The sequence below is a fragment of the Candidatus Acidiferrales bacterium genome (assembly GCA_035515795.1).
Lineage (GTDB): Bacteria > Bacteroidota > Ignavibacteria > Kryptoniales > JAKASW01 > JAKASW01.
Genome location: DATJAY010000005.1, coordinates 106,075 through 127,575, shown reverse-complemented (window position 1 = coordinate 127,575; position 21,501 = coordinate 106,075). Strand labels below are relative to the sequence as shown.

Genomic DNA, 21,501 nt, shown 5'->3' with positions numbered 1-21,501 from the left:
ATTGAAATATAGCTGACAGACACGAAAGCTGTAAGAGAAAACCGGTGCTTCACCGGGACACAAAAGGCGGCTAATTCAGCCGCCCTATATTAAAATGGCCGATTATGTCCCTACATTGCTGCCTTTGGCGGGGCAGGCTGATCGGGTGATCCAGCATTGCGAATCGGAAAGTAAATCAAAATCACAGCGAGGAGCAGGAACACGAACAAACTGACTCCGAAGCTCGGGTTGACAAAAATAGAAAACCATTTTATGTCGTAGAAGGCGAGGGCAGCGAACACGAGTCCGCACAATGCCTCTCCCGCAATTAAGCCGGACGATAGAAGGATTCCCGTGTTCTCTACCCTCCCTGTCTGCGCTTCGTTGTACTTTCTGCCCCTGCCGATGAGATCGACGATTCCGCGTATCAATCCGCCTACGAATATCGCAGCCACCGTTCCGAACGGCAAGTACATTCCGACGAAGACCAGCATCGGACTCTTCACACCGCTGATGATGAATCCGAAAGCCATTAGTATTCCGACGACGATGAGCGGCCAGGCCATGTGTCCACCGACGATTCCCTGAGCGAGTGCAGCCATCATGCCGGCTTGCGGAGCCGGCAGGTTTCGTCCGCCGAAGCCGATTCCGCCCTGGTTGATATCGCCCTGGTTCAAAATCATGAGAGGGATGAACATAATCGCAGATCCGCCAAGCACGCCGATCAAATCGCCTACCTGCATTTTCCAAGGTGTACCACCAAGTATGTGTCCGACTTTTAGATCCTGAAGCATCTCACCGGCAACTGCGGCAGCGACACAAACCACAGCAGCAACACCGAGCACCGCCGCGACTCCGGCAACGCCTGTCTGCCCGAGCACGACCATGAGAATCGCCGCGATCAATAGTGTAGAAATGGTGAGTCCGCTCACGGGATTATTGCTCGATCCGATTATTCCAACCAAGTATCCCGAAACTGCAGCGAAGAAAAACCCCGTCACAAGCATGACAACCGTCGCAGTGAGAGCGGCGGAGACATCTTGCGCAAAATAATTATATATGAAAAATGTTGCGACGCCGGCCAGAAGAATTCCGCCGCCTACATACCTAAAATCCATGTCGCGTTCGGTTCTGATCTCGACTCTTCCGCCGGCTGCCGCTTTTCTCACGTCGCTTACAGCTCTACCAAGACCGACGCTCAGACTCTTCCTCATTTTATAAAGCGTATATGCCGCACTGAAAATCATTCCGCCGATTGCAATCGGACGAACGAGAGTCAACCAGACAGAATAGCTCAGCGCGATCCAAGCATCCTGCGATGCGTCCGCGGGAAGAGCACTGGGGCCCACGAAGTAAAGAAGAAGCGGAACAAACAACCCCCAGCTCAAGACTCCGCCGCCGAAATTCAGTCCGGCGAGTCTCGGCCCGATAATATAGCCGACGCCGACGTACGCCGGGCTGACGCCGGGAGTCGTGATGAGAGTGCCGCCGCCGGATTGAACCGTGGAAGTGCCCGCACCATTTTTGAGAGTCATCGAAAGAGGAGTAAATTTGATAAACCTTTCCCATGCACCGGCAAAGAAGTTGAGCTCTCCAAGCGCCTGAATCAGGGCTCCAAGTCCCATCGCGCTGAAAAGATACTTCGCACCTGTTCCGCCCGTCCTGCCTGCTTTATGAATCTCGGATGCCGCTACTGACTCCGGAAACGGAAGCTCTCTGTCTTCCACCATGACGCGCCTGAGAACCGTGACAAACAAAATTCCGACCACGCTTCCGACTAACATGATCGAGGTCGCTTCCAGATAATGAGAGCTGTCGAATTGCTTCCAGATCCCGGCAATATAAAACGCCGGAATAGTGAATACTGCTCCCGCTGCAATCGACTCGCCGATTGCGCCGACTGTTCTTGCAAAATTTTCCTCGAGCAGGCTCCCTTTCATTATCCTGAGCACTGCCATTCCGATGACTGCCGCCGGATAAGTAGCAGCGATAGTCATTCCCGCTTTCAAACCCAGATATGCATTTGCCGCTCCAAGTATGACACACATTACCAATCCTAGCAGCAACGCTCTTAGAGTGAACTCCTTCATCGTAGTTTCGGCAGGCACAAAAGACTGGGTACGTGAAATGGTTTTCACTTCTTCAGCCATGAGTAGCTCCTTTTTAGTTTATGGGAAAAATTGTTTGCCCCTTGATAAGAAATGAGTCGACACGAAATCTTGTATGGTAGTTCAAGGCGATTTTCGTTTCGTGAATATAAATGTAATGAACAGGAATTTCAACAACAGATCGGACAGGCCGAAAGCTATCCTGCCCTGACTCACATTCATCTACTTTTCCTGCTACGAATCGGAGGTACAATAGTATAAATTCGAGATATTGATCGGTAAGAGTCTATAATGAGCCGCCGTCCTGTGACCGTCCCATTAGAAAATGCTTTGTAACTTAGCCGCGCTTTCGGATACTTCACACCCCAGCCTTGTCCGTTGACCACTCCGTAGACCATTTCGATGGTGTATGTGTATCCATTGTTCAAATTTATATTCTGCTGGATGTCTGAAGGACCTTTGGCTAGCCAATATTCGAGGTCTCCTCCTGCCACAGTCTCCCCGCCGCCGGTTATCGATTGGGTTGATACAAGGTCCGGACAATTCGTGAACGTGCCGAATGGGAGGTTGATCGAAGCGGTCGCACCCTGAAAGGATTCGTCGTCTTCAAGAACAAAACTCACTCCCTGAAAAGAGAAAGTTGTCTTCAATACGTATGTTTGACCAGAAACCATGGTATCAGGCAGGGAAGGAAGCGGCGCATCAAATATAATAACGGTATCCCCAAAGATTGTTTGAGGAAGAATGAAGCCGGAGTAGCCTGCCGAGTCGTAAAGACTTTCTTCGCCGTAGGCATCAAGAAGTACGGTGTAGGTCACTCCGTTTATAGTCGTATCCTGATAGAACTCCTCCCATGAGCTATCCGACCAAACCTTGTAGTATGTAGAATCAAGCTCCTCTCCATAACCATCGAGGGCTATCGTTTGCGGAATCTTAGGTCCAGTTGTGCCGGAGCCAGTGCGAATGCAGGAGCAAACAATGACCGAGGCACAAAAGGAGCAAGCGATGATTAGCAATTTCATGTTATCTCCAAAGAAAGCTTTAGGACTTTACATCCATAAGACGCAGAAAATCATTCTTAATTATATCCTATCCAGAAAATATCATAGACATTGTTTCGCACCAATTCAATCCCCTGATTTTGAAATGGCACTCCTGAGTCACGTCTTTGCAACTTAAACGGTTGAATTTTATTTTATTCCATTAAAATCAAAAGGAATCACCATGGCAAAAATAAAATTCGGAACCGACGGCTGGCGCGGAATCATCGCACAAGATTACACTTTCGACAACGTATCGAAAGTCGCCCTAGCCACTGCTAGATTTTACAAAAAGCATAAGAAGGCTAGAAACGGGATACTGATAGGATACGACACGCGATTTCAGTCGCAGGAGTTCGCGGAAAGAGCGGCTCAAGTGATCGCGAGCACCGGTCTGAAAGTTATTCTTTCGGATGGATATTGTCCGACGCCAGCCCTTTCACTGGCGATTCCGAAATTCGGTGCCGCGGGTGGAGTCGTAATAACTGCGAGCCACAACCCTGCGAGGTACAACGGCTTTAAGTTGAAGGCCGATTTCGGCGGACCGGAAGAAGTCGAATACGTCGCAAAAGTCGAGAAGGACGCAAACCGGACCTCTCAGAAATCGATCGACTCGATAAAGAAAAGTTTTGATGACTTGAGCAAGAAGGGTCTGATCAGTAAGGAGAATCTTCGCCAGATTTACATAGATGATCTGAAAAAAAAGATCGACATTGAGACAATCAAAAATGCCCAGCTGAGAATCGTCCACGATGCAATGTACGGTGCGGGACAAGGGATTCTGAAACACCTCATCGGCGATGCAACTGTAATTCATGATGAGTTCAATCCATCATTCGGCGGCGAGCATCCGGAACCAATCGCGATGCATCTCGGTGAATTGTTGAAGTTCGTGCCGAAAGGAAATTACAGTGTCGGACTTGCGACCGATGGCGATGCAGACAGGATCGGCGCGGTTGATGAGAACGGAAATTTTGTCGGACCTCAGGAAGTATACGCCCTCCTTCTAAAATATTACTATGAGACGAAAGGGCTTCGGGGTGAAGTCGTGAAAACTGTTTCGGTCGGCGATATGCCGGACATTCTCGCAAAGAAATATAACCTCACTTTGACGGAGTTGCCCGTTGGATTCAAACACGTAGCCGCGGTGATGATTAGCCGCGATGTTCTCATCGGCGGCGAAGAGAGCGGAGGAGTCGGACTCAAAGGACACATACCCGAACGGGACGGCCTGTTCCTCGGACTGACGATTTGCGAAATGATGGCGAAGCGCACAAAAACTCTCGGAGAACTTGTGAAAGAACTATTCGATCAGGTTGGACCACACGTTTACAGAAGAATCGACGTGCGCACAACGGAGCAGTACAAACAAAGAGTTCTCGGAAAGTTGAAGAAGGGTTTGAAGGAAGTCGCAGGACACAAAATCGATCACGTCCTGAAAATCGACGGATACAAGTATTTCTTTGCAGACGGCGGCTGGATGCTGGTCCGCGCATCCGGGACGGAGCCTCTCATCCGTTATTACTGCGAAGCCGAATCAAAAGAGAAAGTCGATAAGGTTCTCGAAGCGATCACACATCTATAAGATATTTTTACCGCCGGGACGCAAAGCCACGAATAAAAAATTAGGCATCTTTGTGTCTTCGCAGCTTTGCTGTTAATCCTAAAAACTATTTTTGCCGATTCGTTGTTTAATCATACAAACGAACGGAGAAATATATGGTTGCTACAATCGATTTATTCGTTGAGGACATTCGACATAAGGTCAGATCGCTCGGCTTCAAGGAATTGCGAACTCCAGAGGATGTCGATGAAGCTATAAAAAATAACAAGAGGACTCTACTGATCTTTGTCAATTCGACCTGCGGTTGTGCCGGGGGAATCGCCAGACCGGCGGTCGAGATGGCACTCAACGGAAAAATCATTCCTGATGATCTGGCGACGGTCTTTGCCGGACAGGACAGCCTGGCGACGGAGCGCGCGCGAAATTATTTCATAGGCCAGCCGCCATCATCGCCTTCGTTTGCAATCATGAAAGACGGAAAGTTTGCAGGCATGATCCATAGAAGCGACATTGAAGGAAGAAACCCACATACAGTTGCAGAGATGCTCAAGGCCCTTTTTCGCTCCACGCAATAACATGCCGCGATTGAAATTCCAAAATTCTCCTATCGACTTCCGCACGGAGCTACTCAATGAAATGCATCATTGAAACCGAAAGGCTATGTATTCGACGGTGGACAGACGCCGACAGGATTGAGTTCCGAAAGATGAATTCCGATCCGCAGGTGATGGAATATTTTCCTAACTCGTTGAAGAGCGAGGAAAGCGACCAATTCCTTGAGAGAATTGTAAAGAACATGGATGAAAATGGTTACGGGCTCTGGGCGGTTGAAACAAAAAAGGATCGGGGATTCATAGGTTTCACGGGATTCAACCTTACTACATTTCGATCTGACTTCACACCTTGCGTTGAAATCGGGTGGCGTTTGAGAAAAGAGGCATGGGGAAAAGGTTACGCGACGGAAGGAGCAAGGGCTTGCCTTCGTTATGGATTCGATGAGTTTCAATTCACTGAAGTATATTCTTTCACGTCCCTTTTGAATTGGCGTTCAATAAAGGTGATGGAAAGGATCGGGATGGAAAGAGTGAGAGAATTTGATCATCCCAACATTAAGGAAGGACACCGGTTGAGGCGCCACGTCCTGTTCAGATTATTCAGGAGTGATTATCGGCCAGAAATTAATGGTTCAAGATGATGAGCTGGTACTCAAAGTCTCGCGAACTTCGCCTGGAAAAATCTCAGGTGCTTCGGTTCATAAACCATCTTCATGCCCTTTACCTTCTTCCGGTTTTCATAGACTTCCAAGACCGATTCCGCAGTAACATCCATGTGAGCCTGAGTGTAGACACGCCTCGGAATCGTCACTCGAACGAGCTCGAGTTTAGGATGCCGGTTCTCTCCGGTCTTTGAATCGCGTCCTGCAGACACTATTCCTCTTTCCATTGTTCGCACGCCGGAATCGACATAGATCTCCGCTGCAAGAGTCTGCGCCGGAAATTGATCCTGAGGTATGTGTGAATAAATCTTCTTCGCGTCCAAAAAAACCGCATGGCCGCCGATAGGTTTGACTACCGGGATTTCCCAATCCATGAGTTTCTGCCCGAGGTATTCGACCTGGCCAATGCGCGAGCGGATGTAATCTTCCTCAACCATCTCCTCCATTCCGCGTGCCATGGCTTCCAGGTCACGTCCCGCTAAGCCTCCGTAGGTGTGAAGTCCCTCAAACACTACGACCATGTTTCGCGCCTCATCGAAGACATCCTTGTCGTTCACGGCCAGAAATCCGCCGATATTGACGAGCAAATCTTTTTTCCCGCTCATCGTGCATCCATCCGTGTATGAACAAAGTTCTTTCAGTATCTCTTCAATCGATCTTTTCTCAAAACCCTTTTCGCGCATTTTTATGAAGTAAGCGTTCTCGACCGCGCGTGTCGCATCCAGAATGATCTTGATTCCGTGTTTAGCCGTAAGTTTGCGAACTGCTTTAATATTTCCAATTGAGATCGGCTGCCCTCCGGCCATGTTCACTGTTGCAGCAATGCTTGCGTATGGAATTTTCTTTGCACCGACCATATTTATCAAATCTTCGAGCTTTTGAAGATCGACATTTCCTTTGAAAGGATAACTTGATTCCGGATCATGTGCCTCATCGATTATCACGTCGACAAAATTCCCGCCCGCAAGCTCCTGATGCTCGCGTGTCGTGGTGAAATACATGTTTCCCGGAATATAGTCCCCAGGTTTTATCAAGATTTGAGAGATTATATGCTCGGCACCGCGCCCCTGATGAGTCGGCACAAGATATTTGTAGCCGTAATATTTTCGCATGTTAGATTCTAAATAATAAAAATTCTTGCTTCCGGCGTAGGCCTCATCTCCAAGCATCATACCCGCCCATTGGTAATCACTCATCGCATTTGTGCCGCTGTCGGTCAAGAGATCGATATAGACATCCTCGGAACGAAGGAGAAAGGTATTATAACCCGCCTCCTTGATTGCTCTTACACGATGTTGGCGGGTCGTCGTCTCGAGCGGCTCGACAACTTTTATCTTGAACGGTTCGGCCCAGCTTCGACGGGTCGGTTTCGGATACGTCATATATGCACCTCTTTGGTTGGAAACAAACTCTAGGAAAATTTATTCGGTATGACGGAGAGTTGCAACAAGAGAGACCCCATCAATGCCGCTTTCGGCCTGACGGGGGCAAGACATTTATTTCACGATCCTGAAATTAAAATTCGGCGTTTGGAAAATCCCCATCAGCCTCACCCAGATAGGGAGTAACATTTCAAGAGATCGGGCGGCAGTGATGTCGCCGAGGTCGATAACAGATTTCCACCCAAACCAATCTTTCATCATTTGACTAATTTTATCCTTTGCAGCTTTGTCGTTGCCTGCCACGAAGATATCGTGGTCACCCTTCACAAGCGAGGGTTCGACCATGATCTTACAATTAACAGTGTTGAGCGATTTGACAACTTTCACTTTCGGAAACGTACGCTGAATCTGTTCCCCCAAGGAGTCGGTGTTGCAAACACTCAAGGCCGGGGGCATTCCCTTCGAGAAGTCGAGCGGGTTTGCGACATCGACCAAGATTTTGCCTTCCATGTTCTTTTCACCGGCAAGTTTCAACGCATCGATTGATTTCATCCCTGACGTGCAGTTGAAGAGTATCTCTCCGAAAGCTGCAGCATCGGAAAATGTTCCCTGCGAAGCTTTCGATCCGTTTGCTTTCACCCATTCTGCCGCTTTTTGATTATCCGCAGTCCGCGATCCCATTTTTACTTCATGGCCTAGTTGGATGAGCTTTGTACCGATAGTATTCCCTACCATTCCGGTACCAAAAACTCCTATTTTCATTCCTCCTCCAATAAATTTTGGTTTATGTCAAAGTGGATTCCCAATTGCCAACAATTTGTTCCCGAAATCGTTCCTCGATTGATAATGAAACTTCAAAACATGAAGTTTGCTCCTTCTCTTATCCAAGAGACCACGACATACTGCGACTTCAGATACCGTGACCAACCTTGAGAAGGCAATACATAAAGAACATTTCTCGCTTCCCCGCGGAATCCAACTTGGCGGCCATGGACATCTGGGTTATCCCTGCCTATAGCAATAGTTGAATGACGACTTGAACATCTTCTTCGGATGTGAGGTTTCTTGTTGTCGTCTTATCTCGAAAAGTATTAGTTAATTCCGCAACCGCAGGATTTTCTCACGATCAGTTCAGTGTCGACAGTTATTCTCTTCCCCGGTTTTGATTTTCCCTCAATTTCAGATATGAGAGTTGCCGCCGCCGTCTTTCCAATCTCATATGCCGGCTGTCTCATAGTAGTCAGTGGAGTTGAAGCAAGTTCTGCTCTAACGTCATCCGACATCCCGACGATTGCAATGTCCTCAGGAATTCTGAGTCCGTGTTCCATCATGGCCTTCATTGCCCCGAATGCCGCCGGATCGTTAACCGCGACTACCGCGTCCGGCCTTTCAGCCGGCGGTAATTGCAGAATTTTCTCCATCGCGGCATATCCGCCGTTCTCATGAAAACCGGACTGAACGACAAGCTCCGGTCTAAATCTCAAGTCGTGGTGTTTCAATGCCTTCCTGAATCCAGCGAGCCTTTCTTTCCCTATCGATACTGTAGTTGGACCACTCAGATGAGCAATGGATTTATAACCATGATCAATCAAATGCTCAGTTATCATGGTACAACAATTTTCATCGTCGATACTTACGCTGCTCGCGCCGATATCACGGGCAACTCGATCGAAGAACACGATGGGGATTCCGCGGCCTATGGTCTCTCCGTATGCAGAATGATCCGTGACCGTTTGTGCAATGGAAATCAACATGCCATCCACTCTCTTTGACTTCAGGGTATTCATCGCATCAAGCTCCCTGTTATAGTCTTCTGCAGAGTGGGCCAGGATAAGATGGTAGCCCGCTGCGTATGCGGCATCTTCAATTCCGCGTATGACTTCCGGAAAAAAAGAGTGAGTGATCTCCGGTACAACGACGCCGATTGTATCTGTCTTCTTGGTGGCGAGGCTCCGTGCTATGTGATTGGGGACGTAGCCATATTTCTTTGCAGCGGCCAGGACTCGCTCTTTGGTTTCCTTGCTGACATTAGGCCGACCATTGAGCGCCCTTGAAACCGTCATTGCAGATATTCCAAGACGTAAGGCGATCGCCTCAACTGTTACATGCTTGGATGAGCTTCGCGTTCTTATTTTTGGAGGCATTATTCTTATTCATCACTTCTTATGATGCGAGGATCGAACATAAGACATATTCTTATAAGATTTTGAGACAAGTTGCGCCAATTTTTCCAACGATGGCCTCTCTTGACAATGCTGAGACAACCCTCATTGAATTTATGCACCCCGCCCAATGATTACAATAGAAAGACTGATAGCCACTTGATATTTACACGAAAAGCAATTAAATTTTGTTAGCGCTAACATAAGCGTCGAATCGTTCAAATTCGACATCTTTTTGAGAACCGCGCGAAACCGTGCTGTTTTTTTACGTCATAAAGGAATTCGGAAATCTAAACATGAATGACGCTGTGACTTCAACAAAAGAAGAGTGTTTTAAGGAATTCTGATGGAAACGTTGAGTGCTTCCAACGATCTCTTCCGGGCTGTCAGAGAAAAGTTCTTCGGCTCTTACGGAAAGAAGGACGAAGTAATCGTCGTTCGCTCGCCAGGAAGAATAAATCTCATCGGCGAACACACCGACTACAATGACGGGCTTGTCCTTCCCGCGGCAATAAATCGCTCCATAAATTTCGTCATCTCAAGAAGGAAAGACTCGAGATGCAGATTGTATGCAAGCGACATTCAAGACAGCTGCGAATTTGATGTGAACGCACCTGAAAAATCCTCAAAGCGCTGGGCAAATTATCTTATCGGCGTCGTGGATCAATTGCAGAAGAATGGATATGCACTGCACGGGTTTGATTGTTTATTCGGAGGAGATATTCCAATTGGCGCAGGGCTATCGTCTTCCGCTGCCATCGAAGCAGGGCTTGCATTTGCGCTAAATGAAATTTTTGAACTGGGAATCGAACGTGTCCAGCTCGCCGCAATGGCACAGGAATCAGAGCACCAATTTGTCGGCGTAATGTGCGGCATCATGGATCAATTTGCAAATCTCATCGCGAAAGAGGACTCGGTATTCCAGCTCGACTGCCGTTCACTGGATTACAGGTACATCCCATTTGACATGAAAAATCTAAGTCTCGTCCTTTGTGACACCGGCATTAAGCACGACCTTGCGAATTCGGAATATAATCTTCGTCGTCGCCAGTGCGAGTCCGGCGTAAGGAAAATTGCATCCGTCGGTCATCCGGTTTCTAGATTGCGCGATGTGAGTATCGATCTATTGGAGAACTGCAGACACGAGCTCGAACCGGTCGTCTACGACAGGTGCCGTTATGTGCTTGAAGAAAATGACAGGGTAAGATCTGCCAGCAAAGCCCTCGAAATGAAAGAGTACGAAAAATTGGGTGATCTGCTCTACGCATCCCATGACGGCCTTCGGAATAAATATAGTGTCAGCTGCAATGAGCTTGATTTGCTTGTCGACACGGCATCCCAGATCGACGGTGTACTCGGAGCAAGAATGATGGGTGCCGGGTTCGGCGGGTGCACAATCAATTTGATCGAAAAAGATTCTCTACAGGATTTCAGAGTAGGTGTAAAAAGAGAGTATCAGAGGAAAACGGGAAAAGAGCCAGAGTTCTACGAATGTAAACTTGTCTCCGGGGCCGATGTTGTCTCGAGGTGAACGAAACGCCTGTAACTGTCTCCTTGAATTTTTTTTCGGCAAGGCTTAATCAACATGTAGCGACAGCATGGATCGGAATCTACAATCCAAGACTCACAGAAGAAGAAACATCCTGACCGGAGAATGGATACTCGTTTCTCCCGGACGACTCAAGCGGCCATGGCTCGGAAAAGTAGAAAGGGTATCCGCAACCGTTCTTCCCACATACGATCCGGGATGTTATCTATGCCCCGGCAATGAACGGGCAAACGGAGAGAAAAATCCCGATTATCAAAATACTTTCGTGTTTGACAATGATTTCAGCGCACTCAGTCACGAGACGACAAAGATCAATGTCGACGGGTTGATACAAGCTGAAAGTGAAAGCGGAATCTGTCGCGTCGTTTGCTTTTCTCCTCGCCATCACCTAACCCTGGCCGAAATGGATGAACGACAGATTGCCGGCGTTGTTGAGGTGTGGAGGTCGGAATATATTAGTCTCGGAAAGCTTGATGATGTCAACTATGTCCAGATATTTGAAAACAAAGGTGAGCTGATGGGGTGCAGCAATCCGCATCCGCACTGCCAGATTTGGGCCGAGAGCTCAATCCCGGTTGAACCTTCGAAAGAATCGAGAAACTTTGAGGAATTTCGAAGACGGACCGGCCGATGTATTATTTGTGATTATATTGCATTGGAGTTGGAGCAAAAGGACAGGGTCGTTTTTGAAACCGACCGGTTCGTTGCTGTCGTTCCTTTCTGGGCTGTGTGGCCATTCGAAGTTCTAATCGCACCGAAGAAACATCAAGCTAGTCTAGCTGAGTTTAACGGAGATGACAATGAAGATTTTGCATCGGCGCTGAAAAAAATTACCGTTCGGTACGACAATCTATTCGAGACGTCATTTCCTTATTCCTCAGGAATACATCAATCGCCCACTGATGCCGTGAATCATCCGGAATGGCATCTTCATATGCATTTTTATCCTCCGCTTCTAAGGTCGGCTTCCGTAAAGAAGTTCATGGTCGGCTATGAGATGCTCGCGAATCCGCAGCGTGACATTACTGCCGAAGCGGCTGCCGAAAGGCTCCGCGAGATGTCGGAAGTGCATTACGAGAACCGAGAGAATCGCTAATTCTCCGGTGCTTCACCGACGGCCTCGTTCATTCCCTATTTTCTCTCTTTAAAATAAAGTTTAACGTTCTCATATTGTGGCACTATGAGGAACTTCATTCCAAATCCTTCAATCATCCGGTGATGCGATGAACAGAAACCTCTTGTTTGCCACAGTTGTGTCGGCTTTGGGGAGCTTCCTGTTTGGCTTCGATACGGCAGTAATTTCGGGAACGACAAAATTCATATCGCAATATTTTAGCCTCTCCGATGCAACTCTCGGGATTACGGTGTCGGTCGCCTTGTGGGGCACAGTTGTCGGAGCGATTTCAGTCGGCAAACCCGGGGATACCTTCGGGAGGCGCATCATGCTTTTCATCTGCGGAGCGATGTACTTCGTCTCTGCCATCGGTTGTGCGTTGTCGACCGCATGGTGGACGCTCCTTGTCTCAAGATTTGTCGGAGGTCTGGCAATTGGAGCTGCCTCCGTAATGGCGCCGATGTATATCGCCGAAATTTCCCCCGGTCGATTGAGAGGAAGGCTGGTTGCGATTGCCCAATTCAACATAGTGTTCGGGATTCTCGTCGCATTTTTCTCGAACTATCTACTTGTCAGTACCGGCTCAGACAACTGGCGCTGGATGTTCGGCGTGATGGCGGTACCCGCCGCAATATTTTTCGTTCTCCTCTTCTTAGTGCCGGAGAGTCCACGATGGCTAGTCAAGAAAAATCATGTTGAAAAAGCAAGATCAGTCCTCCGGAAAGTCGGAGCACTCAACGCGGCATCCGAACTAAATGACATCGTCAACTCTTTAAAAGACGAATCCGGCCGGAAGACAACGAGCCTTTTCCAGAAGAAGTATAGATTCGCAATCACATGCGCCGTGCTGCTTGCGATATTCAACCAGTTGTCCGGAATAAACGTAATAATGTATTATGCCCCCATGATATTTGAGAAGGCGGGCGCAAGCACAAACGCTGCGATGCTCCAGGCCGTCGCCGTCGGTGTCACCAACATGGCGTTCACCATAGTAGCCATGTTTTTTATCGACAGATTCGGGCGAAAGAGCTTGCTCCTGGTGGGAGCCGTAGGAATGTTTCTCTCGCTCGGCGGCGCCGCACTTCACTATTATGATGAGACGCTTTTCGGTGCCACCGGAGTCGTAGCATTTATTATCGGCTTTATAGCATTTTTTGCATTCTCACAAGGAGCAGTCATCTGGGTTTTCCTGGCGGAAATATTCCCGAACAAGGTTAGATCGAAGGGCCAGGCGCTTGGTTCATTTACACATTGGATCATGAACGCGGTCATCGGGCTGGTTTTTCCCATGGCACTCACAAATTTCGGCGGGGGAAACGTGTTTATGTTCTTCGCGATCATGATGATTCCATTCTTCTTCTTCGTATGGAAGATCATGCCCGAGACAAAAGGGAAATCGCTGGAGGAGCTCGAGAAAATTGTCGTCGCTGGTGCATGAGATAGCGCGACAGGAGATATTTCTTCTCAGCCAATGTAAGATCATGCTATGAACTAATCTGATTGGAGTCTACCGATGACGAACGCACAAGGCGAAAACACGGTCTCGCGCGAAAACTTTCGCAGGACACCGACATATCGCGGCCCTTTTGCAATCATGACCACACTTTTCTTCATGTGGGGTTTCATGACCGCGTGGAACGATATCCTAATACCACGGTTCAAAGAAGCTTTTACGCTGAATTATTTCCAGGCGATGCTGGTACAATTCGCCTTTTTCGGCGCTTATTTTATCGGCTCACTCCTTTACTTCCTGATTTCCTCGACGACCGGAGATCCGATCGCAAAGATCGGGTATAAGAATGCAGTTGTCATCAGCCTGCTGATTTCGGCGGTCGGAAGCTCGTTGTTCTGGCCTGCCGCGGGGGCAATTTCATACCCGCTGTTTCTGATAGCTCTCTTCATTGTCGGACTTGGTTTCGCAATGCTGCAGATCGCCGCGAATCCTTACGTCACTATACTCGGTCCGGAAAGAACAGCTTCGAGCCGATTGAACCTCGCTCAAGGCTTCAACTCCGTGGGAACCACTTTGGGACCCTTGATCGGCGGCTACCTGATCTTCGAATACTTCAACAGAGCGGGTGTTAATGGAGCAGAGTCTGTCAGAGTTCCATATCTCGCATTTTGCATCGTATTTCTGATTCTCGCTGTTATCTTCTTCTTCGTACATTTACCACACGTCGGCGAAGGAAAAATCGAGCGCGGTGCGCGAGCACTAAAGTTCCCTCACGTGATCCTCGGTGTAATCGCGATTTTCATGTACGTCGGAGGTGAAGTTTCAATCGGCAGCTCCATAATCAACTTTCTCGGACAGAAAAGCATCGCCGGCTTATCACCGGTAGAAGCAAGCAGGTTCGTATCTCTGTTCTGGGGCGGGATGCTGATCGGCAGATTCATGGGGGCGGTTGAGCTCGGCGAAATGAAACAGAGGAACAAGCGCGTACTCCTCGCCGGCATTCCGATCGCCGCATTCATTGTTTTGGGTTTCATCAGCGGGTGGCAAATGGTACAGAATTATCTTCCGCTCCTCGCAGCTTGCTGGCTCCTTTTTCAATTCGGAAAAGCGAATGCCGCACGCACGCTGACGATTTTTATGGCAGCTATAGTTCTGTTATTATTCACGGCTATCGCGGCAGGAGGTAAAATCGCGATGTGGTGCGTAGTAGGCGTCGGATTGTTCACTTCGATTGGTTGGTCGAACACATTTTCTCTCGCCCTTGAAGGAACCGGTATATATAAGAGTCAGGTTTCGTCGTTACTTGTCGCCGCAATTCTCGGCGGCGCAATTCTGCCTCCGCTACAAGGTCACATCGCCGATCTAGGTGGACTCCAGATTTCTTACATCGTCCCGCTGATCGCGTATGCATACGTCGGGTTTTATGGTCTCAGAGGACACAGTGTTGGCCGCAGCAGACTTTCCGAGACCGCTTGACATGAAGTCGGGTGTCAAACGGACAGAACGAATCGGCGGCAGGTGCGATCAATGAATTTTGACTCCGACAAAAGGACCGTCATGACACTTGACGCAGGTGGGACAAACCTCGTGTTCGCTGCGATCCGAGGAAACGACCAAACCGTGGAAGAAATCGCAGTGCCATCAGATGCAGACGACCTGGATAAATGCCTGTCGAATATTGTCGATGGATTCTCTCAGATAAAAAGTAAGCTCAAGGATAAACCGGTTGCGATAAGCTTCGCTTTTCCCGGCCCGGCAGACTATCCGAAGGGAATCATCGGTGCACTTCCGAACCTTCCGGCTTTCAGAGGCGATGTTGCCCTGGGTCCGATGCTTCAAGAGAAATTCGGACTTCCGGTGTTCATCAATAATGACGGTAACTTGTTTGCTTACGGTGAGGCTAATGCAGGTTACTTGCCTTACATTAACGGTCTTCTAGCTGAAGCAGGAAATCCGAAGAGATATAAGAGCCTGCTGGGATTAACACTCGGAACCGGCTTCGGGGCGGGAATAGTCCATGATGGGATGCTCATTATAGGAGATAATTCCAATGCTGCCGAGATCTGGCTGCTGAGAGACAAGCTGAGTCCGAGGGCAAACATCGAAGAGCACGCGAGCATCCGCGGAGTTAGAAGAGTCTACGCACGCGAGGCGGGAATCAGATTCGAAGATGCTCCCGAACCGAAGGATATTTTTGAGATTTGCATTGGGAATAAGATTGGCGACAAGCAAGCAGGATTCAGATCGTTCCAGGAAATGGGAGAGGCCGTCGGCGATGCGATTTCGAGCGCGCTCACTCTGATCGATGGAATCGCAGTCATCGGCGGAGGACTTGCAGGCGCGTCAGAGATTTTCCTGCCATATGTTGTCAAGGAGATGAACAGCAGTTTTGTCGGTTCGGAAGGGAAACCATTTCGAAGACTGGTCCAAAACGCTTATAACCTGGAAGATGATGCCGAACTTGAAAAATTTTTGAAAGGCGTTGCAAAAGAAATTGAGGTTTATGGAACGAGCAAGAAAATAAAGTATGACGCAGAAATGAGAACGGGCGTGGGGATATCGAAGATCGGAACCAGTAGGGCAATTTCAATTGGAGCTTACGCGTTCGCGCTAAGTTCATTGGACAAATAACTACTGCCTTCTCCTGCAGCGGCTCTCATTATTCATGTCCTTTAATTTATACCAAATGCTCAAAGCAACCGCAGAGACGACAGCTCCCGGCCTATGCAGTTTAGCGATTGAGAAATATTCCCGTTCTACTTTCGACAATTTTCCTATTCACCTGCGTTCCATCGCTCTTCACCTATTCTGAAATTGACACCCAGAGTTAGGTAATAAGGCAAGAAGTTCTCATCAAAATTAGTCTCGGCTTTGGTTTGGCCGACACGCAGGATAAAACTCAGCCTTCCGAACGAGTAACCTGTTTGTAAACCATAATAATAATTCCCGCCCATCGGAATGTACCAGCCGCTTTTCGCCTCTGGATAAATTTCCAAATACATTTCCTTATGTTTGATATATGAAACGATCGCTTTATCGAATCCGAATTCCGCCGCAACAAAAAAAGACGATGGGAAATAGCCTGCAACGAGACTTGCATCGCTTCCAAAATTGAATTGGCGCGTGTAGTCGGACTCCAAACGCCTGAAGTCTGCACATAATTTGCCGATTGCTCTAAAATTGTCGAACGTTGGACTGCATATATGGAAACCCGTATGCACTTTGAAATCATCAAATAGTTTATTTCCGGACGGGAAACTGTAATCCACTGCAAGTACCAAAGGAAGACCTGCCACAGACGAACTATAACCGTATCCAAGACAAGTTGTCATGCCGTAGTCCAATCCATAGCTCAACGAAACGACGTGATTTGTTTTGCCCGATAATTCATGCCAGTTGTATTGTTGCGAGTAAGATTTCTGAAAGATTGCTGTCGTAATGATTAATGAGAACAATATTATTTTCATGACTTTTAGACTCTCAATGCTATTTAAGTGGTTTTTATAAATTCCGCAGATAAGTAAGGCAATGCTGGTAATAGGTATCAAAGGCGAAATACGTCAACTCATGCCCAACACCATTGATTTTCACCAATTCGACATTCGGATAGGCCGATGACACTTTCCTGGCGTATTCGTCTCCATAGGCTTTGTTTCTCTCGCTGTAGAAAAACAAAACCTTGATGTTGAATGAATGTAAGTTTGTTGTCCAGTCAAAACTTTTGTTGTTTTCCATCATGGCCTGACAACATACTTTTCCAAGTCTCCAAATCGGCACATTAGCCGTGTCGCCTGTTGCGCTGCTCTCGCCGACAGTCGAGAGCATGTATTTGTAATCGAGCATTTCGTGGCCTTTCCCTGTAAGAAACTGATCCTGCCACAATACATCATTTGTGTTCTCTGAAAAAACATTCACTCCTGAAGAAACTCTGCTAACATATCCATACATATCGTCATAAGTAAAACCTCCTGGTTCAGATAATATTGCTCCTGCAATTTCAGCGGGATAAGCATTGATATACATTGTGGCGTACATGGCACCCCATGAATGTCCCATGAGATAGACCTTTTGATCTGGTGAGCGGCGATAATGATCGATGACCTGACGCAAATCTTCCAGATACGTTTTCCCGGTAAAAACATCCGAACTATGGCGTCTTGAAAGACCTGCGCCGCGCTGATCGAAGAACACAACGAAGAAGCCGTCATCCGTAAACTTTCTGCAGTTGAGCATATAACGATAATCGTTTCCGGGGCCGCCATGAAGGATGATAATAATAGGATCTGAGGGATTGCCGAAGGTTTCTACATGGAGTTTCGTCCCGTTTACCTCGATGAAAGGCAAAGTGCTGTCTTCATCGACGGTCTTCGGAACTAGGTTGCCCGGTTCCATCGGATCGAAGGGTTCGCAACCTCCCATTATTGCAAGTGCTAATACTATTACGATAGGAAAGAAATAATATCTTCTCATGATTTCTCCTTTTTAATTTTCGCTTAAAAAAATACAAAGGCGAGGAGAGCTAATCGACTTTGCTTGCAAGGCTGCACCAAATAGAAGCACCGTCTTGCAAGGAGAAGCTTATGAGGGTATTGACATAAGTAGTTTGGGTGAGGAAACAGGAGGCGTTCCAAGAAAGCAGTAAAGTAACTCGCAGATAATCTACTTTATCTGCTTTATATATTCGGAAGGAGTTTGCCCTGTCATTTTTTTGAAACACTTATTGAAAGCAGATTTGGATTTAAAACCGCATTCCAGGGCCAGCGCTAATATGGTTAAGTTCTTTTTCTGGGAATCAGATATCGTTCGCTTGAATTCCTCGATGCGGTAAGTATTCACAAAATCATAAAAATTCTTCCGCTCCCTTTCGTTGATAACCTGAGAGAGATAATTAGGATGAACGTCGAATTGTTCTGCCAGCTTTGATGATGACAAATCACTGTCGAGGTAAGGCTTTCCAACCTTCATATATTCATTTAGATTTTTATGCAACCGTTCGGCATCTGCATCTTTTAATCCCGACTTAGCATATTTTTCTGTATGCACAAAAGGTTGGGCTTCCTGAATTTGCGGCACCAGGCTTATTGAAGCAATGAAGACATTGGTCTGTTTCAATCCAAAGAAACCCAAGAAGCAGACGAACAGTACCACGGTAGTGTAGATAAGCGCATCGGCATCGAGACCATTCGTTTTCAAAAATTCCGAGAAAATCAGGCTGACGCATAAGATAACAAACCAGATAATAGCCATACCTCCGACAAGGTATCGCAACCAGTTCAGGTTAATCTTTTCAATATTCGAAAATTGTTCTTCAATGTTTTTCCTATGCCTGTACAGGATAATCTGAGACCATGTGACATAAGTAATGCCGGAAACGATAATCAAAGCCAGATTTATGGCACTGAATACCTCGTGTCCGCCTCCGCCTGATCTCACGACCGCAATCTTTTCACTGGCCGGCAAAAAGAAAAAGGGAAGCAAGTACAGGTACATGAACAGAGGAGGAATAAAATGGATGAGCAGGAGAATTTTCCTCCTGGGCTGTTGGCCGGTTAGCGTTGAGACGTACAAGTACAGGAAAGGACCATGTACTAAAGGAAGCGGAAACAACAGCCCGATAGTCATGGGGAATTTGCTGTAAAGACCGGCATATTGCAAGTAAAACAAAAACAGATGCAGCCCTATAAAAAAAATCCAGAGAGCAAGAATGATATCCGATTTAGCTTTGCCTCTCTTACTCAGAAGCAGGAGCTCCAGGAAAAAAGCTATTGCTGTCCCCGTTATGAATATCATTCTTTTAGTTCAAATTTGACGACTGAAAAACTTTGTTGAGAATAATCTTTAATCCTAAAATGCCAATATAGGATTAGGCAACACCCACGAATTCTGGTTTGAAACGTGGGACTGAATTTTTGTAAAAAATCAGGAGCAATCTCTCCTTCATTCTTCAAGCAGATTTCTCACTTTTTCTATGGACTCTTCTTCCCGATTCGTTTTTACCCCTACCATGTTCAATCGGATTTTCTTCCGCGATAATTCCCCTTCGAGTATTTCCATGAAAACTCCGTGTCCCTCCATCTCTCGCCCATCCAAGGTAGTCGTATCTACTCCACAGCTAGGAGATCTATTTATTCCGATCAGACCAAGAATTTTGAAATGATACTTTTGGTAGTCCCGTAATTGTTCTGCTATTTCTTGTGCCTTTTTTATTAATATCTCTTTATTCCTTTCTTCGCGCATTAAAGCTCTTATCCTGGTATTTTCGGCCAGCAGCTCTCTATTTGCGCCACCTTCATCTCTTCGTGCCAATCCCAAACATAGGAATTCTGGACATGGCAATTGAATTATTCCGACTTTGTTAGTGATGAGCAGGTTTACGATGGTGTCGAACTGGCTCGGCATGTCTGCGGTGCCATCTGATATTGAATTCTGATTCAACAAACAGTGAGCGGTAACGACTATTTTCTTGCTTCTTGCGTCATTGAACATGCAGGGCTCTCTTATCTTCAAACGTGAAGAGTGCTGTCACGCGAACGACGGCTGGTCTGTGCTGTTTATGACTGTTGCCCAGAAGACACTCCCCGGATGAATTTTTTTTGTGAGCCGCCTCCCGTCCGGACCCTTCTCTTCTGCGACCAGCTTCAACGGAACCAACACATACTCATCGAGCCACTGGCTTATCATGAAATCGGTATAACCGGCAAGCGCATTGTGGACGGCAAGGTCAGCAAGCCGCTGGCAGTAAATCTGGTCGACCGAGTTCGCAGGAATCGCGCGGATAAGGTATCGCGGTTCTTCTACAAAAACCTGATGTTCATCTCCCCACAACTTTCCGAAGTATTCCCTGAATCTGTCGAGGATCACGTTCAGGCGCCACGAACGCAGCGCATCGCTGACATGCGGGTTAGTTCTATCCGCCGGATCGAGTCCACGTCCTCTTAGTTCTCTCTCAATGTCCTTCTCGGCATAACCCCACGGGCACGCACCCTCTGCCAAAACAATAAGCGCGTGCCCCTTCCGCTTGACAAGTTTATCCACATATTCGAGAAGCGGCTCGAGTTTGAATTCCACTTCGGGAACAAGGATTGCGTCGACATGCCCGCATGCGAGCGCTGCATGGGCTGCGACGAAGCCTGCTTCCCTTCCGAAAAGCGGCAGGAGACAAATTCTTCTCGTAGACTTTGCCTCATCATGGATCGCGTTTACGATGCGAGCCGCCTCTTCGACCGCCGTATCGAATCCGAATGAGTGGGAAATCCACATCACGTCATTGTCCATCGTCTTAGGGATCCCTGCCACCACAATCTTAAGCCTCCTCGCCTCGATTTCTTTCGCGATTGCATGGGCCATGCTCAACGATCCATCTCCGCCGATTACATAAAGGATATTGATATCCAATTGCACGATACTCGTCACGATTGCTTTCACATCTGCTTTGTCGCGGCCCGTGTAGATCCCCGTTCCCCCTTTTTGAAGCCATTCGATTGTCTTCATCGGCTCCAACTCAACGGTATGCTGCTGTTCAATACCGCGGAATCCGCCGAGGAAACCGACCGCCTTCTCCCGCGTTCCGTAAACGGTCGAGTGCATATTCACAATCGAATGAATCACGGTGTTAAGTCCCGGTGCGATTCCGCCGGCAGTCACGATTCCAACTCTCACTTCGGCGGGGTCAAAGAACAGGTGCTCCCGCGGGCCCGCTGCAGGAAAACTCGGCAGGTTCCGATTCACATCTAAATAAGCCTTAATGATATCGATATCTCCGGTCGCACAAATTCTTTTACCTGTTACATATCGACCGATACGCGATTCGGCTATTGGATTTTTGAAACCCGGATCTCCGATCAGCTGCGGGTCATCGCATAACTCTCTGCAGTTCTTCAGCCGTTCTTTCAAGATCATTTCTTCAGAAGGAAAGAATTGAGTCGAGCTCATCA

Annotated in this window: 18 protein-coding genes; 8 read left to right on the top strand and 10 right to left on the bottom strand. The window is 47.6% G+C overall.

Translation table 11 applies throughout. From position 1 onward, the window contains the following. Positions 1-110: 110 nt before the first annotated feature. Positions 111-2,129 (bottom strand): oligopeptide transporter, OPT family, encoded by a 2,019-nt coding sequence (locus VLX91_04340; GenBank protein HUI29425.1) that lies wholly within the window; start codon positions 2,127-2,129, stop codon positions 111-113. Between the two features lie 176 nt (positions 2,130-2,305). After that, positions 2,306-3,109, bottom strand: coding sequence for a hypothetical protein (locus VLX91_04335; protein HUI29424.1), 804 nt, complete (start codon positions 3,107-3,109; stop codon positions 2,306-2,308). Between the two features lie 202 nt (positions 3,110-3,311). Here VLX91_04335 and VLX91_04330 point away from each other — a divergent pair, with 202 nt between their 5' ends. The 3 genes from VLX91_04330 (at position 3,312) to VLX91_04320 (ending at position 5,886) form a co-directional block, all read left to right on the top strand. After that, entirely contained in the window at positions 3,312-4,712 is a 1,401-nt protein-coding gene (locus VLX91_04330) for a phosphoglucomutase/phosphomannomutase family protein (protein ID HUI29423.1), read from the top strand. A gap of 134 nt (positions 4,713-4,846) precedes the next feature. Then, positions 4,847-5,266, top strand: a complete 420-nt coding sequence (locus VLX91_04325; protein HUI29422.1) for a BrxA/BrxB family bacilliredoxin — start codon at positions 4,847-4,849, stop codon at positions 5,264-5,266. A 56-nt stretch (positions 5,267-5,322) separates the two neighbouring features. Further along, positions 5,323-5,886 carry a GNAT family N-acetyltransferase gene (locus VLX91_04320; GenBank protein HUI29421.1) on the top strand — a complete coding sequence of 188 codons (564 nt, stop codon included), beginning with the start codon at positions 5,323-5,325 and terminating at the stop codon, positions 5,884-5,886. An 11-nt stretch (positions 5,887-5,897) separates the two neighbouring features. On the opposite strand, the gene VLX91_04315 is transcribed toward VLX91_04320, so the two are convergent. The 3 genes from VLX91_04315 to VLX91_04305 form a co-directional block, all read right to left on the bottom strand. Further along, positions 5,898-7,289, bottom strand: coding sequence for a tyrosine phenol-lyase (locus VLX91_04315; protein ID HUI29420.1), 1,392 nt, complete (start codon positions 7,287-7,289; stop codon positions 5,898-5,900). Positions 7,290-7,403: 114 nt separating this feature from the next. Next, positions 7,404-8,051 (bottom strand): NAD(P)-binding domain-containing protein, encoded by a 648-nt coding sequence (locus VLX91_04310; GenBank protein HUI29419.1) that lies wholly within the window; start codon positions 8,049-8,051, stop codon positions 7,404-7,406. 329 nt (positions 8,052-8,380) lie between these two features. Then, positions 8,381-9,433: a LacI family DNA-binding transcriptional regulator gene (locus VLX91_04305; protein HUI29418.1), complete on the bottom strand. Its 1,053-nt coding sequence runs from the start codon at positions 9,431-9,433 to the stop codon at positions 8,381-8,383. Between the two features lie 364 nt (positions 9,434-9,797). Here VLX91_04305 and VLX91_04300 point away from each other — a divergent pair, with 364 nt between their 5' ends. From VLX91_04300 to VLX91_04280, 5 genes are all read left to right on the top strand, one after another. After that, positions 9,798-10,982: a galactokinase gene (locus tag VLX91_04300; GenBank protein ID HUI29417.1), complete on the top strand. Its 1,185-nt coding sequence runs from the start codon at positions 9,798-9,800 to the stop codon at positions 10,980-10,982. Between the two features lie 67 nt (positions 10,983-11,049). Continuing rightward, positions 11,050-12,096 (top strand): UDP-glucose--hexose-1-phosphate uridylyltransferase, encoded by a 1,047-nt coding sequence (locus VLX91_04295; protein HUI29416.1) that lies wholly within the window; start codon positions 11,050-11,052, stop codon positions 12,094-12,096. Positions 12,097-12,223: 127 nt separating this feature from the next. Then, complete coding sequence (locus VLX91_04290; GenBank protein ID HUI29415.1) at positions 12,224-13,552, top strand: sugar porter family MFS transporter; 1,329 nt, start codon at positions 12,224-12,226, stop codon at positions 13,550-13,552. 75 nt (positions 13,553-13,627) lie between these two features. Further along, positions 13,628-15,043, top strand: a complete 1,416-nt coding sequence (locus tag VLX91_04285; protein ID HUI29414.1) for a sugar MFS transporter — start codon at positions 13,628-13,630, stop codon at positions 15,041-15,043. 51 nt (positions 15,044-15,094) lie between these two features. Beyond that, a complete protein-coding gene (locus VLX91_04280) occupies positions 15,095-16,198 on the top strand; it encodes an ROK family protein (GenBank protein ID HUI29413.1) in 1,104 nt (367 codons plus the stop codon). A 143-nt stretch (positions 16,199-16,341) separates the two neighbouring features. Here the strand turns inward: VLX91_04280 and VLX91_04275 are convergent, their stop codons facing one another. The 5 genes from VLX91_04275 to VLX91_04255 form a co-directional block, all read right to left on the bottom strand. Beyond that, a complete protein-coding gene (locus VLX91_04275) occupies positions 16,342-17,034 on the bottom strand; it encodes a hypothetical protein (protein ID HUI29412.1) in 693 nt (230 codons plus the stop codon). 34 nt (positions 17,035-17,068) lie between these two features. Then, entirely contained in the window at positions 17,069-18,037 is a 969-nt protein-coding gene (locus tag VLX91_04270) for an alpha/beta hydrolase (protein ID HUI29411.1), read from the bottom strand. Positions 18,038-18,226: 189 nt separating this feature from the next. Then, entirely contained in the window at positions 18,227-19,357 is a 1,131-nt protein-coding gene (locus VLX91_04265; protein ID HUI29410.1) for a helix-turn-helix domain-containing protein, read from the bottom strand. 147 nt (positions 19,358-19,504) lie between these two features. Next, positions 19,505-20,053, bottom strand: coding sequence for a hypothetical protein (locus tag VLX91_04260; protein ID HUI29409.1), 549 nt, complete (start codon positions 20,051-20,053; stop codon positions 19,505-19,507). Positions 20,054-20,089: 36 nt separating this feature from the next. Beyond that, a complete protein-coding gene (locus tag VLX91_04255; GenBank protein ID HUI29408.1) occupies positions 20,090-21,499 on the bottom strand; it encodes a 6-phosphofructokinase in 1,410 nt (469 codons plus the stop codon). Positions 21,500-21,501 lie beyond the last annotated feature (2 nt).